Consider the following 15,693-nt stretch of genomic DNA (forward strand, 5'->3'; position numbering starts at 1 on the left):
TCCCGCTCACACCACCGGCGAGGCTCCCCGCCGGCACGTCGGACACCGGTCCGTGCCGTCCCATCCGGCCCAGCCGAACGCCGCGGGGGAGAGGGGACGCCCTTCGAGTTCCTCACGGACCGCGACCCGGTACGCCCATACCGACCCTATGTACGGATGGTAGGCGTCATGGAAGGCCGGCGACGTCGGAGAGGCGCCCGCCGCGACGGTCCGCTGAAGGACGCGCAACTGCTCGAACATCGTCTGCCCGGCGCCGGCCACGGAGGTGGAGGCGTCGATGAACAGCCGCTCGCGCGCCTCGTGGATCCCGGATTCGTCGAGCGCCGCGCGCGTGGCCGCGTCCAGCTCGGTCCCGGTGCCCGCACGACCGGCGATGTGCCGCAACCGGGTGTGGCACACCCCGGCGGCGGTGATGAACTCCAGGTAGACGGCGCGCCTGCGGGTACCGACGCCGCGGTCGTCCTCGTGGCGGTGACGCAGGTGGTCGGCGAGAACGGTGCCGCATATGGCGATGGAACCGCCGCCCACCGCGGCGAGGAGTGTCCCCCAGTCCATGTCTGTCCCCCAGTGGTCTTCCGGCGCAGATGTCAGGAATCTACGCGCGCGCCGCCGCGAAGGACAGGAAGGGACGGCACCGCCCGCACGAGCGGCCCGGCCCCTCCCGGCCGGGGAAGAGGCGGAGGGGAAGGGCCCGTCACCCGGCGGCCCGGGCACACCCCCCGGGCCGCCGGGTGACGGCTCGTCAGCCCCGCAGCGCGGCCGACACCACGGAGCGTGCCTCCTCCTGGACGCGCGCCAGGTGGTCGGGCCCGAGGAAGGACTCGGCGTACACCTTGTAGACGTCCTCGGTGCCCGACGGGCGGGCGGCGAACCAGGCGTTGTCCGTGGTCACCTTGATGCCCCCGATGGGGGCCCCGTTGCCGGGGGCCTGGGTGAGCACAGCGGTGATGGGCTCCCCGGCGAGGGTGTCGGCGGTGACCTGTTCGGGTGAGAGGCGGCTCAGCACCGCCTTCTCCTCGCGGGTGGCGGGTGCGTCGATGCGCGCGTACGCCGGCTCCCCGAACCGCTCGGTGAGGGTGGCGTAGTGCTCGCTCGGAGTCCGCTCCGTCACCGCCAGGATCTCCGACGCGAGCAGTGCCAGCAGGATGCCGTCCTTGTCGGTCGTCCATACCGAGCCGTCGCGGCGAAGGAAGGACGCGCCCGCGGACTCCTCGCCGCCGAAGCCGAGGGTGCCGTCGAGCAGTCCGTCCACGAACCACTTGAAACCGACGGGTACTTCCACCAGTTCGCGACCGAGATCGGCGGCGACCCGGTCGATCATCCCGGACGACACCAGCGTCTTGCCGACCCCCGCGCCCGCGGGCCACCGGTCGCGGTGGCTGTAGAGGTAGGCGATGGCGGTGGCGAGGTAGTGGTTGGGGTTCATCAGCCCGCCGTCCGGGGTGACGATCCCGTGCCGGTCGGCGTCCGCGTCGTTGCCGGTGGCGATCCGGAAGCGGTCCCGGCCCTCGATCAGCGACGCCATCGCGTACGGGGAGGAGCAGTCCATCCGGATCTTCCCGTCCCAGTCCAGCGTCATGAACCGCCAGGTCGGGTCGGTGTGCGGGTTGACCACGGTCAGGTCGAGCCGGTGCTCATCGGCGATACGGCCCCAGTAGGCGACCGACGCCCCGCCCAGCGGATCGGCGCCGATCCGCACCCCGGCGGCGCGCACGGCGTCCAGGTCCAGCACGGACGGCAGATCGCGCACGTAGGCGCCGAGGAAGTCGTGGCGTCCGGTGGTCGGGGCGGCCAGCGCCCGGGTGTAGGGGAGGCGGCGTACGTCCTTCAGGCCGCCGGTGATGATCTCGTTGGCGCGCTCCTGGATCCAGCCGGTCGCGTCCGAGCCGGCCGGTCCGCCGCTCGGCGGGTTGTACTTGAAGCCGCCGTCCGCCGGAGGGTTGTGCGAGGGGGTGACCACCACGCCGTCCGCGAGCCCCGAGGTGCGGCCCCGGTTGTGCGTGAGGATCGCGAGGGAGACCGCCGGGGTGGGGGTGTACCCGTCGTCGGTGTCCACAAGTACGGTGACGCCGTTGGCCGCGAAGACCTCGACGGCCGTCACCCTGGCGGGCTCCGACAGCGCGTGGGTGTCCACGCCGAGGAACAGCGGCCCGTCGGTGCCCTGCTGGGCGCGGTACTCGCAGATCGCCTGGCTCGTCGCGGCGATGTGGTCCTCGTTGAAGGCCACGGCGAGGGAGGAGCCGCGGTGCCCCGACGTGCCGAACGCGACACGCTGCCCGGGTTCGGCCGGATCGGGGTGCAAGGCGTAGTACGCGGTCACCAGCCGCGACACGTCGATGAGGTCCTCAGGCCGCGCCGGCTGTCCCGCGCGCTCGTTCGGCATCCGTCCACTCCTCCACATCCGTCAGTACGTCCCGTGCACGAGACATGATCGCTCTTCGCCCGCGATTCGTCCCGCCGCCCCTCCGCCCGCCCCCGTCGGCGGACGTTCCGTCGGGGCATGCCCAGCGTGGGCCCGGGCACCCGCTTCGCATGGCGATTCTCCGAAAGTTGGCTCGACCGCTGCTGGCCTCCGTCTTCGTGACGGGGGGTTTCCAGGTCCTGCGTCATCCCCGGGCCGTGGCTCCGGCGGCCGCGCCGGTGGCCCTGCCGGTGGCGTCCAGGATCCCGCTCCTGCCCGAGGACCCCGAACAACTGGCCCGTATCAGCGGCGCTGTTCAGACCGGTGCGGGGGTCCTGCTGACCCTGGGCCGGCTGCCGCGCCTGTCGGCGTTCGCGCTCGCCGCCACCCTCGTGCCGACCACGCTCGCCGGGCACCGGTACTGGACGGTGGAGGATCCGCAGGAACGTGCCCGGCAGCGCGTCCACTTCTACAAGAACCTGTCCCTGCTGGGCGGCTTGCTGATCGCGGTCGCCGACACGCACGGCAAGCCGTCCCTGGCGCGGCGTTCCCGCCGCGCGGTGGCGGACGGCCGGCGTTCCGCCCGGTCGGCCCGCCGGGCGGTGGACGCCGCGGCCGCCCGTTCGGCGGGGCGGGCCAGGGCCGCCGCCCACACCGTCGCCACCCGGCTGCCGACGGGCTGACCCACCCGCCGCACCCGGCCGGCGGCGGACGGGACGGGAAGCGATTCCCCCGCGCCTCCCGCCGCCGACCCGGCCGTCCGTCCGTCTGCCGTACCGGTCGGTGGGCGTCCGGCGCTCACGCCTCCGAGGCGGCCGCCACCGTCGAGGGGTCGATACCGGTGAGCTCCACGATGCGATGGGCCGGGACGCCCGCGGCCAGAGCCTTGCGGAGCAGCGCGTCGCGGCCTTCCGTGCTGTCGCGGAAGGCCGCCAGTTCGGCCTCCACCCGGCCCACGGACTCCGGGGCCGCCGCCCGGCGCACCCGCTCGGTCTCCTCCTCGCTGAGGGGGACCGGCAGCCGCTCGGCGCCCTCGGGGATGAAGCCGGTCTCCTCGGGCGGCAGCACCCGTACGTCCGGCGAGGCCGCCGTGACGCCGTGGGCGTCCAGCCAGGCCCGTACGGCGGGGGTCTCAAGGCATTCGAGCTCGCCGACGGCGGCCAGCGCCGTGCCCAGGTGCACGGCCGAGGCGTCCGCGAGGAACAGATAGGCATCGTCCGTCATCGTCAAGTCCTTCTTCCGGAGACTGCTGGTGCGATCACCGCGTTCCTCTACCCCGCCGGGCGCGATGCACTACCGGCGCGGGCCCGTTCGGGCGGGGCCGTCCGCGCGGGTGAGGACGGGCGCGGCACCCCCGCGCCGTCGGACCGGGGCGGGGCGGGGCGACGCCGCGGGCGGCGGTACGCAGCTCGTGCCGCTGCCCCGGGGCGAGCCCGGGTTCGGGACGGCCACCGTCGCCGGTACGCGCGGACGCGCGCGGCCTCGACCACCGGGGCGATCCCGGCGGACGCGCCACGGCCACCGCCCACGACGGTTCCGCGGCGGCGTCCTTCCTTCCCGTACCGGGGCGGCGACCGGGCGCGCGGTGGCGCCCGGCCCGGGTCTCCCCGGCGCCCTGTGAGCCGTCCCCGCTGAGCGAGCCACCCGTCCGGGGCCGGATGCCGTTCCACTCGGCCGCCGGTACGGCCGCCGGCCGGTCGCGGCGGGATCCGCCGGGAGCGGGCGGCGCCCGGGTGAGCCGCGTCTCACCCGGGCGCCGCGGCTTGTCTATGCAACGAGTTGCATAGGAGGATCGGGGTATGGCGCTCGAACACGCGATCCTCGTCTCCCTGCTGGAGAAGCCGGGCTCCGGCTATGAGCTGGCCCGGCGGTTCGAGCGGTCCATCGGTTACTTCTGGACCGCCACCCACCAGCAGATCTACCGCGTCCTCAAGCGCATGGAGGGCGACGGCTGGATCGATGTCCGCGAGGTGCCGCAGCAGGCCCGGCCGGACAAGAAGGAGTACTCCGTCGCGGAATTCGGCCGGGGCGTCCTGTCGCAGTGGCTGCACGAACCGATCCAGCCCGAGAGCGTCCGGCACGACCTCGCCGTGAAGATCCGGGGCGCGGCCTTCGACGACCCGGCCGCGCTGATCCGCGAGGTCGAGCGCCACCACCAGGCGCACTCCGAGCGGCTCGCGCACTACCTGGCCGGTGAGCTGCGGGACTTCACCGGACCCGAGGTGGTGGGACCGCTCGACGCCGGAGAGGAGCTCCAGCACGTCGTCCTGCGCGGAGGCATCGCGTACGAGCGGATGATGCTCGCCTGGCTCGACGACGTGCTCGCCACCCTCCACCGGATCGCCGCCGGACGCTGAACCCCACCGGGGCGCCGGGACCCCACCGGCAGCTCCGGTGCCTCCCCGCCCCTCCCGTACCCGCGGGGCCTCCCGGTCCCGCCCGCGCACAGCGGGACCTCGCGTCCCGACCCTCATCCCTCATCTCCCGAGCCGGAAAGGCGACCCTCATGGCCGACCCGCTGCTGTTCAACCCGCGCACCTACGACCCGGCGCACTTCGACCCCGAAACCCGCAGGCTGCTGCGTGCCACCGTCGACTGGTTCGAGGACCGTGGCAAGCGCCGGCTGATCGAGGACTACCGCTCCCGCGCCTGGCTCGCGGACTTCCTCGCGTTCTCCGCCAAGGAAGGGTTGTTCGCGACCTTCCTCACCCCGGCCTCCGCCGCCGCTGCCACCGGCGGCGGCCAGGACAAGCGCTGGGACACCGCCCGGATCGCCGCCCTCAACGAGATCTTCGGCTTCTACGGACTCGACTACTGGTACGCCTGGCAGGTCACCATCCTCGGCCTCGGTCCGGTGTGGCAGAGCGACAACACCGCTGCCCGCGAGCGGGCGGCCGAACTCCTGGGCCAGGGCGAGGTGTTCGCCTTCGGTCTGTCCGAGAAGACCCACGGCGCCGACATCTACTCCACCGACATGCTGCTGGAGCCCGACGGCGAGGGCGGCTTCCGGGCCAGCGGCTCCAAGTACTACATCGGCAACGGCAACGCCGCCGGGCTCGTGTCCGTCTTCGGCCGCCGTACCGACGTGGAGGGCCCCGACGGCTACGTCTTCTTCGCCGCCGACAGCCGCCACCCGTCGTACCACCTGGTGAAGAACGTCGTCGACTCCTCGAAGTACGTCAGCGAGTTCCGCCTCGACGGCTACCCGGTCACCGCGGACGACGTCCTGCACACCGGCCGCGCCGCCTTCGACGCCGCCCTGAACACCGTCAACGTCGGCAAGTTCAACCTGTGCACCGCCTCCATCGGCATCTGCGAGCACGCGATGTACGAGGCGGTCACCCACGCGCACAACCGGATCCTCTACGGCCGCCCGGTCACCGCGTTCCCGCACGTGCGCCGCGAGCTGGCCGACGCCTACGTCCGCCTGGTGGGCATGAAGCTCTTCAGCGACCGCGCCGTCGACTACTTCCGCGCCGCCGGCCCCGACGACCGCCGTTACCTGCTGTTCAACCCGATGACGAAGATGAAGGTGACCACGGAGGGCGAGAAGGTCATCGACCTCATGTGGGACGTCATCGCGGCCAAGGGCTTCGAGAAGGACACCTACTTCGCGCAGGCGGCCGTCGAGATCCGGAGCCTGCCGAAGCTGGAGGGCACGGTCCACGTCAACCTGGCGCTGATCCTCAAGTTCATGCGCAACCATCTGCTGAACCCGGCCGAGTACGCGCCCGTGCCGGCCCGCACCGAGGCGGCCGACGACGCGTTCCTCTTCCGTCAGGGGCCTGCCCGCGGCCTCGGCTCCGTACGGTTCCACGACTGGCGCCCCGCCTTCGACGCGTACGCCGACGTGCCCAACGTGGCCCGGTTCCGCGAGCAGGCCGACGCCCTGTGCGATTTCGTCACCACCGCCGCCCCCGACGAGGAGCAGAGTCGCGACCTGGACCTCCTGCTCGCTGTCGGACAGCTGTTCGCACTGGTCGTGCACGCCCAGCTGATCCTGGAGCAGGCCCGCCTGACCGGCCTGGAACAGGACGTTCTCGACGAGCTGTTCTCCGTCCTCGTACGCGACTTCTCGGCGCACGCCGTCGAGCTGTACGGCAAGGACTCCGCCACCGCCGAGCAGCAGAGCTGGGCGCTCGGCGCGGTCCGGCGCCCGGTGGTCGACGAGGCCCGTTCGGCCCGTGTCTGGGAGCGGGTGGAGGCGCTGTCCGGCGCGTACGAGATGGCGCCGTAGGGGCCGCGGCCGCCCTGCCGCGGCACCTGCGCCATCCACCCGTGGCATGAGGCCGCCCCGGGCCGCGCGACGTCCGCGCGGACCGGGGCGGCCGGGGTGTGTCCGCCGGAAGGCCCGAAGGGCGGCGGCACATGGTGGATCTGGCGGAAATTGTCTGGTATATCCCTTTCGATCTACACTACGGCGTATGAGTGTCCGTGCAAGCCGCGACCCGGCGGACAGTGCCACCGTCGTGACCTCCCAGGAGGTCCGGGACGGCCGGGTGGACGACCACAGGCGCTGGCAGGGGAAGACCGACCGGGCGGTGCGGGCCTTCGACGAGGGGCGTTCCCTGTCCGCCGGTGTCCCGACGCAGGAGGTGCTCTCCGGCGGGACCCCGACCGAGGACGTCGTCACCGTCTTCGCCCTCGCCACGGCCGGTTAGCCGGGCCCCGGAGAGCCGCGATGCGTGAACGAGGGGCGGCCACGGCCATCGAGGGGGAGATCTTCCACCGGGGCGAGGCCGACTACGAAACGGTCCGGGCGGGCATGGTGCGCAACGGTCGCAAGCCCGGACGGTTCCCGGAGATGATCGTCCGGGCGGCCTCGGAACGCGACGTCCCCGCAGCCGTGCGGCTCGCCCGGGCGCGTGGGATGCGCGTCGCGGTACGGGCCGGGGGACACAGCTGGTGCGGCTCGTCCGTCCGCTCCGACGGCATGCTCATCGACCTCTCCCGGCTGCGCCGGTGCCGCGTCGACCCGGAGCGCGGGACGGCGACCGTGCAGCCCGCCGTCACCGGCGCCGCCCTCGCGGCCGAACTCGCCGGGCACGGCCTCGCGTTCCCCACGGGGCACTGCGGGTCGGTCGCCCTCGGCGGATATCTCCTCAGTGGCGGGCTCGGGTGGAACTCCGGTGCCGTGGGGCCGGCCTGCCACAGCGTGTACGAGGTCGAGGCGGTGACGGCGGACGGCGAGGTCGTGCGCTGCGACGAGGACGAGAACCCCGACCTGTTCTGGGCCGCGCGGGGAGCGGGGCCGGGATTCTTCGCCGTCGCCACCGCGTTCCGGCTCCGCCCGTACCGGCTGCCCCGGGCGATCACGTCGACGACGTACGCCTTCCCCCTCACGGACGTCGACGAGGTCGCGGAGTGGGCCACCGGCACCGCGAAGGCGCTGCCACCGACCGTGGAGCTGTCCCTGGTGCTCGCGACGGCAGATCCGCGGATGACGGAGGCGGCCCCGCGGCAGAAGGTGGTCGTCGTCGCCGCCACCGCGTTCGCGGACACGCGCGAGCAGGCCGCCCGGTCCCTGCGGCCGCTCCAGGACGGCCCTCTCGCCGCGCGGGCTCTCCTCCACGAGGTGAACGTGCCGACGTCCCCCCGGGAACTGTTCGAATTCTCCGGTGGCCGCTGGCCGCCGCAGCGCCGCTACGCGGTGGACACCCTGTGGTCCGACGCGGACCTCGGAACGCTGCTGTCACGGCTCGCCGGGGCGGTCGCGCGCGCCCCCTCCGGGCAGTCCCTCGTCCTGGCACCCCTGTCGCCGGTGTCGCGGGACGAGGACCTGCTGCGCGACATGGCGTTCTCGGTCCTCGGGTCGAGCTATGTGGTCCCCTACGCCATCTGGGACGACCCCGCCGAGGACGGTGCCCACACCCGGTGGCTGCGCGAGGCGATGGGCACCGTGGAGCCGCTCGGGACGGGGCACTACATCGCAGAGGCGGACCTCACCGCCGCCTCCTCACGCGCCGAACGGTCGTTCACGGCGGACGACTGGAGGCGGCTGCGGGCTCTCCGGGAGCGGTACGACCCGCAGGGCGTCTTCCACGCGTATCCGGCGCCCTGACCCCCCCGGCGCCCCAGCCCTGGGCCGTGGTTCGGGCCGGACCCGTCTCCCCCTGCGCAGGTCGTACGGCTGCGGCTGCCAGTACCACAACCGACCCGACGCCGGGCCGTGGTGCTGCCGGTACGGCTTGATCCGTCGACGACAGCGCTGCTTTCGGCCAACGATCCCGGACACCCGCGCTCCCGGACAACCTGTGGGGCCTCCCGCCCCCTCTCAGGGTGCGGGAGGCAGCCACGCGATCAGTGCCCGGTCGCGCCCCGACCGGCCGGTCCGCACCCCGCCAGGGCTGTTCCCCACCGACCACCAGGCACCTGGAACGAGGAACGATGACCAGACCCCACCAGACCCGTTTATGGCGTGCGTCGATCGCCGCCGCCGCCGCGATCACCGTGACCGTCGGCGCGGTCGCGGCCTCGCCCGAGACCAAGAAGGCCGAGCCCGGGCCGAAGCTGAGCCTGATCGCCGCCTCGACCTCGGTGACCCTCGACTCCTGGAAGGACAACCCGGGCGTCTATCTCGATCTCGGCACCTACCTCACCGCCGAGAACGGGCCCCTCGAACTCAAGGTCACCCGTAAGTCGTACAAGGACCCGGTCGTCGCCGAGCAGATCCTCAAGGAGGGGAACAGGACCCGGACCAAGACGCTCCCCGCGGGCCTGGTGAAGGACTTCTCCGGGCTGCCGGGCTTCGTCCAGGTCACCGTCAAGGACACGGCCGGCAGGACGGTGCTGGACAAGGCGGAGTCCTTCTGCCCCAACAACGCGTCCGGCCGCGTCCGCCCCGACGCCCCGGCCCGGTCCGCGTATCCGCAGAGCTGCCCGACCAACCCGTTCACACTCGGCTCGGTGTGGGGAGTCGAGAACGGCTGGGCGGCCAACACCTATGCCGGCTACTACTCCGCGCCCGTCGCCCTGGCCCCCGGGAACTACACCGCCAAGGTGTCCGTGACCAAGCGCTACCGCGATCTGTTCGGCATGGAGGACAAGCCGCAGACGATCAAGCTCACCGTGCGCGAGCGCGGTGAGGAGGGCGGCGTGGGCGTGACCTCCGCCGCCGGTCACGGAGCGCGCGCCGGGGGCCACGGAGCCCATGGCGCCGGGCACTCGGGCCATGGCGCGCAGCCCGCTCCCGCTCCCGCGGCGCCCACGAGCGGGGCCGGCCCCTCGTACAACATCGGCCACGGCCCCTACGCCCCCGCCCCGCCCGCCCTGCCCTGGGCGCTGAAGAAGGCGGGCGCGGGCCTCAGGTCGGCGGTGGTGGGGGACGGCGTCGGCCGTACGGACGGCTCCCGCCGGGCTCCCGCCGCGCAGCCCAACGCGAAGCGGCCGACCGGCAGGGCGACGGTGCCGGACGTCCCGATGCCCGACCTCCGGTCACTGCCCGCCTACGGCATCACCATCAGTGACGGGGGCGCCGACGTCCCGGGCAAGGACTACCTCGCCTTCAGCGCCAACGTGTGGAACGCCGGCCCTGCCCAGCTCGTGGTCGACGGCTTCCGCGCGCCCGGCAAGGAGCTGATGGACGCCTACCAGTACTTCTACGCCCCCGACGGCAAGCAGGTCGGCTACACCCCGACCGGCACCATGGAGTGGGACCCGCGCCCGGGGCACGAGCACTGGCACTTCACGGACTTCGCCAGCTACCGGCTGCTCAAGGCCGACCAGAAGGAGACGGTGCGCAGCGGCAAGGAGGCGTTCTGCCTGGCCAACACCGATGCCGTCGACTACACGGTGAAGAACGCCAACTGGCACCCGGGCAGCACCGACCTGTCGACCGCGTGCGGCCAGGAGAACTCCATCTCCGTCCGCGAGGTCCTCGATGTCGGATCCGGCGACACGTACACGCAGGACCTGCCCGGCCAGTCCTTCGACATCACGGGACTGGCGAACGGCACCTACTACATCCAGGTGCTGGCCAACCCCGAGAAGCGGCTCAAGGAGACCGACCTCACCAACAACAGCGCTCTGCGCAAGGTCGTCCTCGGCGGCAAGCCGGGCGCCCGTACGGTGACCGTGCCCCCGCACGACCTGGTCGACGCCAACTGAGGCTCGTCAGCGGCATCGTCGCGGAACGTTGCCCGGCCACGCTCGCGCGAGCGCGGCCGGGCAACGGCCCGCCCACGCCCACGCCCGCGGGTCCGCCCCGCCCGCGGTGCAGGGCCGGAGAGGACGCGGAGAGGCCGGGACCTGCCCGGTACGGCCCCCGTCGCGGGACGCCGTCTGGCAGTCTGCCGGCCATGGAGACGTCCGAGACATGCGAAATCCTGCAGATCGCCCGGCCGCACGAGGTCACCCCCGGACTCGGGCAGCAGCTCACCGAGTGCTGGACGACGGTGAGCAACGCCGGGGGCGCCGTCATCGCGGCCGAGTTCCCGCTGCCACCCCTGACCACCCGCGACGTCGCCCCGGTGGTCCGGCAGCTGGTCGAAGGCCTCGACCCACGGCGGGGCCGGTTGCTCGTGGCCACCACCGAGGGGGAGCTCGCGGGCTGGCTGGTCCTGCGCCGCGATCCGCATCCCCTGGTCGCCCACTGCGGCGTGGTCAACCACCTGCAGACCCACACCCGCTTCCGCGGTCGCGGCTTCGGCGCCGCGCTGATGCACCGGGTCCACCACATCGCCCGGGAGGAGATGGGACTCGAACGACTGAACCTCACCGCGCGGGACGGGCTGGGCCTGGAGGACTTCTACCGCAGGCTGGGGTGGGTCGAGACCGGGCGTCGGCCCGGTGTCCTGCGGGTGGCCCCCGGCGACGACCGCGACGAGATCCTGATGAGCCGCACCCTCTGAAGCGCGGACCCTCCGGCTCACGGACCTCGCGGCCCGGGGATCTCCGAAGACGCACGGCCCCCGCGTCCCCTAAGCCGGGGGTCTCACGGATCCCCGGGGGACCCCCACGGATCCCGGCGGACTCCCGCGGATCTCCGGCACCGCCTGCCTCACGTACCTCCCCGGACCGCCACTGACGAACCCATGGCGTCCGAAGGGTGGGACAGGCCGGGGGCCTCGGCCGCGCGACCGTTCCGATCCGGCCGTCTGTGACCGGGAAGCGGCCCCGCGCACGGCGGCCAGGTATAAAGCGCCCGTCGATGGAAAAGGTCCTATGGCCATTGCTGACGCCGGTCCGTGTCCCTCACCGGGAGGAACCGCTGGGATGAGCAACGCCCCTTTGTACCTGGAACCGCGCCTGGCTCCGCGCTCGGCATCCCTGTTGGAGGCGTCCTCGTTCCTCCATATGCTCGTGGACGCCCTCGGATCGCCGCTCAACGTCGTGCTGCCGGACCAGATCGCGGAGAACGCGGCGGACTTCCGCTCGGTCCTGCGCCGGCACCAGCTCGCCGGCCGGATCTTCTTCGCGCACAAGGCGAACCGCTCCAGCGCCCTGGTGCGACGGCTCGCCACGGCGGACGCGGCCCTCGACGCCGCGTCGCTGGCCGAGCTTCAGCACGCCCTGGCTTCCGGCTTCACCGGTGACCGGATCATGGCGACCGGCCCCAAGGACCCGGAGTTCCTGTGGCTCGCCGCGCGGTCAGGGGCGATCGTCAACGCCGACGGGCCGGGCGAGGTGGAGGAGGCGGCCCGGTTCGTCCGCGCGTACGACCTGCCCCGCCTGCGGATCCTGCTGCGGCTGTCCGAGTTCGAGACGTCCGGCGCGAAGGTGCTGTCCCGCCGGAGCCGCTTCGGCACCTCGGTGAAGGCCCTGGACGGTCTGCTCGACACCCTCGTCCGCCACCGGGACGTCCTGGAACCCATCGGCGTCGGCTACCACCTCGACACCACGAGCCTCGACGAGAAGGCGACGGCGCTGGAGGGCAGCCTGCGGGCCATGGAGGAGCTACGGCTCCGGGACTTCGAGCCGCGCGTCGTCGACGTGGGCGGCGGTTTCGGCGTCAACTACCTTGCCCACGCCGCCCAATGGGATCACTACACCACGGAGCTGACCGGCTCCGTGATGGGCAGGCGCCCCCCGATGACCTGGGGCGGACACGGGTATGGCCTGCGCGTGGAGAACGGCACCCTCCGGGGCTCCCTCGGACTCTACCCGGCGCACCGTCCCGTCGCCGGCACCGCCTTCCTCGACGAACTGCTCTCACGCCCCGCCCCCGGCCTCGGACGCCCCCTGGGCACCCTCCTGCTGGAGAGCCTCTACGAGCTGTACGCCGAGCCCGGGCGCGCGCTGACCGACCAGTGCGGACTCTCCCTCGCCACGGTCCTGGAGGTACGCACCACCGACACCGGAGAGCGGCTGGTGCGCCTGGCGATGAACGCGGCCGACGTCAGCCTGGAGGACCACGGCGTCCTGATGGACCCCGTGCTCGTGCGCCGCGACGGAGCGCCGGCGTCCGGCGGGGAACCGGGGGCCGGGGGGATACCGGTGCCCGGGGAGGAACCGGTGGGCGTGCACCTCATGGGCAACCTCTGCCTGGAGTCGGACCTGATCACCCGCAGGAAGGTGTTCCTTCCCGGGCTTCCCCGGCCCGGCGACCTCCTCGCCTTCGCCAACACCGCCGGATACTGCATGGACTTCAGCGCCACCCACGCGCAGCAGCAGCCCGTCGCACGCAAAGTCGCCGTCCACGAGGAATCCGGTACCTGGCGCTGGTGTCTCGACGAGCGGTACTGGCCGATCACACGTCCGGGGGGACACAGGACATGAAGTACGACAGCGTCACCGAGGCCATCGGCAACACCCCGCTGGTACGGATCGACCCGGACGTGCACGGCCTGCGCAACATCGACCTCTACGCCAAACTGGAGATGCTCAACCCCTTCGGCTCGCTGAAGGACCGGGCCGCCTGGAACATGGTCCGCGACGGCCTGTCCGGCGCCAAGGAGCGCGGCGAGACGGTGGTGGAGCTGTCCAGCGGGAACACCGCCAAGGCCCTGGCGCTCATCGCGGGCATGCACGGGCTGCCGTTCAAGAGTGTCACCAACCGGATGCGGATCCCGGAGGTCAAGGACCTCCTGCTGCTGCTGGGCGCCGAGATCGAGGAGCTGCCCGGTCAGACCGAGTGCCTCGACCCGACCGACACCGACGATCCGCTGACCCTCTTCCACCAGGAGCTGAACCGGCCAGGCAGCGCCCACCTGCACACGGACCAGTACTTCAACGCCCTGAACACCGAGGCCCACGCGACGGGCACCGGGCCGGAGATCATCGAGGACCTGGACGGCCGGGCCCCCGACTGGTTCATCGCCTGCGTCGGCACGGCCGGATCCTCCACCGGTGTGGCCAGGGCCCTGCGCGAGCACGATCCCTCGGTGGGCGTCGTCGGGCTGGTCGGACAGAAATCGGACTTCATCCCCGGCATCCGTACCGTCGACGAGGTGCAGGAAGTCGGCATCTTCGATCCGGGCACGTACGACACCCTCGAATCGGTGAGCGCCGACGAGGCCATCGAGGGCATGCTGACCCTGCTCCGCCGCTGCGGGATGCTCGCCGGACCCACCGGCGGAGCCGCGTACTACGGGGCGGTCCGTCACCTCCGGCGGCTCGACGCCGCACTGACCGAACGCAGGACGGCCGTCTTCATCGTCTGCGACCGGGTGGAGAGCTACCTCGGCTACCTCCGGCAGCGGCGTCCGGACCTGCTGGGCCGGCCGCCGGTGAAGAACTCGGTGGCCACGCTGACCGAGGAGGAGATCCGTGCGGCGGGCGTCATCGACGTCAGCGAGGCCCGGAAGTGGATCGCGACGGAGCGCCCGCTCGTCGTCGACCTGCGGGGCCCGTTCGCGTACGCGGCCCTGCACATCGACGGCTCGGTGAACATCGTCGACGAGATCTTCGACGACCTGCTCAGGGGCGGGCTGCCCTTCAGCAGGAGCCAGCCCGTGCTGCTGGCCTGTCCGGTCGGGGAGAAGTCGGTCCGGTACGCGGCCCTGCTGACCCGTATGGGCCACCCCGACGTACGCAGTCTGACCGGCGGCATCGTCGCCTGGCGGGACGCCGGCGCGCCGCTGGTGCGTGACTGAGATGACCGACATCACCGAGGAGCTGCGGGAACTGGGGCCGTGGCACACCGCGTTGCGCGCGCAGTTCCCGATCGTGGGGGCTCACCCGGAACTGGCCTACCTCGACAGCGCGGCCACCGGGCAGAAGCCGGAGGCGGTGCTGGACGCCGTGCGGACCTATCTCACCACCTCCAACGCCAACGCCGGCCGTGGTTCCTACCCGTGGGCCAACACCACGACGGCGATGGTGGAGCGCACCCGCGAGCGGATCAAGGAGTTCCTGGGCGATCCGGACCCGGCCCGCTCGTCCGTCCACTTCACCAGCGGCGCCTCGGAAGGGCTGCGCACCGTCGCGCGGGAATGGCTTCCCTCGCTGCTGGCCGACGGGGACGAGATCGTCGTCCCGTTCGCCGACCACCAGGCGAACCTGGAGCCGTGGCTGGAGGCGCGGGACCTGCTGGCCCGCCAAGGGGTGCGGATCGCCGTCCGGGAACTGCCGTACCAGGCGGGCTCCGGTGACTACGATCCGGACGCACTGGCCAGGACCGTCGGACCGCGGACCCGCTTCGTCGCCGCCACGCACGTGCACCACGTCTACGGCGTCGACATGAACGTGCACCGGATCCGGGAGGTGGTGGGACCGGACGTACCCATCTGCCTGGACGCCGCACAGAGCATCGGCCACCTGCCGGTCTCGGTCGGCGGCCTGGACGCCGACTTCGTGGTCTTCTCCGGCCACAAGGCGCTCGCCCTGCCCGGTTCCGGCGCGATCTGGGCCCGTGGACAGCGCGGCCCGCACTTCGCGCCCGGCGGCTGGCAGGGCACTCCTAACACGGCCGGTGTCGCGGGCCTGGCCGCGGCGCTCGACTGGCTCGACGCCGCCGGGACGGACCGGATCGAACGCTGGACCGTGGCGCTGACGTCCCGGCTGACGGACGGGCTGCGACGGATGCCCGCCTACGAGATCCTCGGCTGCCAGGCGAGCCTCGCGGCGGCTTCCGAGGTGCAGCGGCGGCGGAGCCTGGTGACCTTCAGACACCGCGGGATCAGCGCCCACGACCTCGGCTTCATCCTCTTCAGCCGCGGCTTCATGGTCCGCTCCGACGGCCACTGCCAGGCCGGTGAGGGGGAGAAGGAGGACTCCGTGCGCGTGAGTCTGCACGTCTACAACAGTCCCGAGGAGATCGAGGGGCTGCTCACCGTACTCGCCGGCCTGCAATGAACACGGGGCCCGCAGGGACACGGCCCCGGGAGGCGGCCGGGCCGACAGCCCCCCTCCCG

At 72.5% G+C, this 15,693-nt stretch carries 13 protein-coding genes; 10 read left to right on the forward strand and 3 right to left on the reverse strand.

The features are described 5' to 3' along the window. Nucleotides 1-6: 6 nt before the first annotated feature. The gene (locus PUR26_RS19525) at nt 7-555 is read right to left on the reverse strand and encodes a CchlQ (RefSeq protein ID WP_329873694.1); all 549 of its coding nucleotides are present in this window, start codon (nt 553-555) and stop codon (nt 7-9) included. A 187-nt stretch (nt 556-742) separates the two neighbouring features. Continuing rightward, a complete protein-coding gene (pgm, locus tag PUR26_RS19530) occupies nt 743-2,383 on the reverse strand; it encodes a phosphoglucomutase (alpha-D-glucose-1,6-bisphosphate-dependent) (protein ID WP_329873695.1) in 1,641 nt (546 codons plus the stop codon). Between the two features lie 149 nt (nt 2,384-2,532). Between pgm and PUR26_RS19535 the strand changes: the two genes are divergently transcribed. Then, nucleotides 2,533-3,084, forward strand: coding sequence for a DoxX family protein (locus tag PUR26_RS19535; RefSeq protein WP_329873696.1), 552 nt, complete (start codon nt 2,533-2,535; stop codon nt 3,082-3,084). Nucleotides 3,085-3,199: 115 nt separating this feature from the next. Here PUR26_RS19535 and PUR26_RS19540 read toward each other — a convergent pair whose 3' ends face one another. Beyond that, nucleotides 3,200-3,625, reverse strand: a complete 426-nt coding sequence (locus tag PUR26_RS19540; protein WP_329873697.1) for a DUF6003 family protein — start codon at nt 3,623-3,625, stop codon at nt 3,200-3,202. Between the two features lie 575 nt (nt 3,626-4,200). On the opposite strand from PUR26_RS19540, the gene PUR26_RS19545 reads away from it, so the two are divergent. The 9 genes from PUR26_RS19545 (at nt 4,201) to PUR26_RS19585 (ending at nt 15,634) form a co-directional block, all read left to right on the forward strand. Next, the gene (locus PUR26_RS19545) at nt 4,201-4,758 is read left to right on the forward strand and encodes a PadR family transcriptional regulator (RefSeq protein ID WP_329873698.1); all 558 of its coding nucleotides are present in this window, start codon (nt 4,201-4,203) and stop codon (nt 4,756-4,758) included. A gap of 149 nt (nt 4,759-4,907) precedes the next feature. Beyond that, nucleotides 4,908-6,638 carry an acyl-CoA dehydrogenase family protein gene (locus PUR26_RS19550; protein WP_329873699.1) on the forward strand — a complete coding sequence of 577 codons (1,731 nt, stop codon included), beginning with the start codon at nt 4,908-4,910 and terminating at the stop codon, nt 6,636-6,638. 187 nt (nt 6,639-6,825) lie between these two features. Beyond that, nucleotides 6,826-7,062, forward strand: a complete 237-nt coding sequence (locus PUR26_RS19555; protein ID WP_329873700.1) for a hypothetical protein — start codon at nt 6,826-6,828, stop codon at nt 7,060-7,062. A gap of 20 nt (nt 7,063-7,082) precedes the next feature. After that, nucleotides 7,083-8,462: an FAD-binding oxidoreductase gene (locus PUR26_RS19560; RefSeq protein WP_329873701.1), complete on the forward strand. Its 1,380-nt coding sequence runs from the start codon at nt 7,083-7,085 to the stop codon at nt 8,460-8,462. Between the two features lie 326 nt (nt 8,463-8,788). After that, entirely contained in the window at nt 8,789-10,507 is a 1,719-nt protein-coding gene (locus PUR26_RS19565; RefSeq protein ID WP_329873702.1) for a lysyl oxidase family protein, read from the forward strand. A gap of 191 nt (nt 10,508-10,698) precedes the next feature. Continuing rightward, entirely contained in the window at nt 10,699-11,250 is a 552-nt protein-coding gene (locus PUR26_RS19570; protein WP_329873703.1) for a GNAT family N-acetyltransferase, read from the forward strand. Nucleotides 11,251-11,614: 364 nt separating this feature from the next. Next, nucleotides 11,615-13,117, forward strand: coding sequence for a Y4yA family PLP-dependent enzyme (locus tag PUR26_RS19575; protein WP_329873704.1), 1,503 nt, complete (start codon nt 11,615-11,617; stop codon nt 13,115-13,117). Continuing rightward, on the forward strand, nt 13,114-14,433 hold the full coding sequence (locus PUR26_RS19580) for a pyridoxal-phosphate dependent enzyme (protein ID WP_329873705.1): 1,320 nt from the start codon (nt 13,114-13,116) through the stop codon (nt 14,431-14,433). Before PUR26_RS19575 ends, PUR26_RS19580 begins: the two co-directional genes overlap by 4 nt. A 1-nt stretch (nt 14,434) precedes the next feature. Further along, nucleotides 14,435-15,634: an aminotransferase class V-fold PLP-dependent enzyme gene (locus PUR26_RS19585; RefSeq protein WP_329873706.1), complete on the forward strand. Its 1,200-nt coding sequence runs from the start codon at nt 14,435-14,437 to the stop codon at nt 15,632-15,634. The last annotated feature ends 59 nt before the right edge of the window (nt 15,635-15,693 follow it).

The sequence above is a fragment of the Streptomyces sp. SP18CS02 genome (assembly GCF_036322365.1).
In the GTDB taxonomy this organism is placed as follows: Bacteria; Actinomycetota; Actinomycetes; order Streptomycetales; family Streptomycetaceae; genus Streptomyces.

Coding starts and splice junctions, on each gene's coding strand:
- PUR26_RS19540 (WP_329873697.1), bottom strand. CDS start 3,625: ATGACGGACGATGCCTATCTGTTCCTCGCGGACGCCTCGGCCGTGCAC.
- PUR26_RS19550 (WP_329873699.1), top strand. CDS start 4,908: ATGGCCGACCCGCTGCTGTTCAACCCGCGCACCTACGACCCGGCGCAC.
- PUR26_RS19545 (WP_329873698.1), top strand. CDS start 4,201: ATGGCGCTCGAACACGCGATCCTCGTCTCCCTGCTGGAGAAGCCGGGC.
- PUR26_RS19535 (WP_329873696.1), top strand. CDS start 2,533: ATGGCGATTCTCCGAAAGTTGGCTCGACCGCTGCTGGCCTCCGTCTTC.
- PUR26_RS19555 (WP_329873700.1), top strand. CDS start 6,826: ATGAGTGTCCGTGCAAGCCGCGACCCGGCGGACAGTGCCACCGTCGTG.
- PUR26_RS19580 (WP_329873705.1), top strand. CDS start 13,114: ATGAAGTACGACAGCGTCACCGAGGCCATCGGCAACACCCCGCTGGTA.
- PUR26_RS19575 (WP_329873704.1), top strand. CDS start 11,615: ATGAGCAACGCCCCTTTGTACCTGGAACCGCGCCTGGCTCCGCGCTCG.
- PUR26_RS19565 (WP_329873702.1), top strand. CDS start 8,789: ATGACCAGACCCCACCAGACCCGTTTATGGCGTGCGTCGATCGCCGCC.
- pgm (WP_329873695.1), bottom strand. CDS start 2,383: ATGCCGAACGAGCGCGCGGGACAGCCGGCGCGGCCTGAGGACCTCATC.
- PUR26_RS19570 (WP_329873703.1), top strand. CDS start 10,699: ATGGAGACGTCCGAGACATGCGAAATCCTGCAGATCGCCCGGCCGCAC.
- PUR26_RS19525 (WP_329873694.1), bottom strand. CDS start 555: ATGGACTGGGGGACACTCCTCGCCGCGGTGGGCGGCGGTTCCATCGCC.
- PUR26_RS19560 (WP_329873701.1), top strand. CDS start 7,083: ATGCGTGAACGAGGGGCGGCCACGGCCATCGAGGGGGAGATCTTCCAC.
- PUR26_RS19585 (WP_329873706.1), top strand. CDS start 14,435: ATGACCGACATCACCGAGGAGCTGCGGGAACTGGGGCCGTGGCACACC.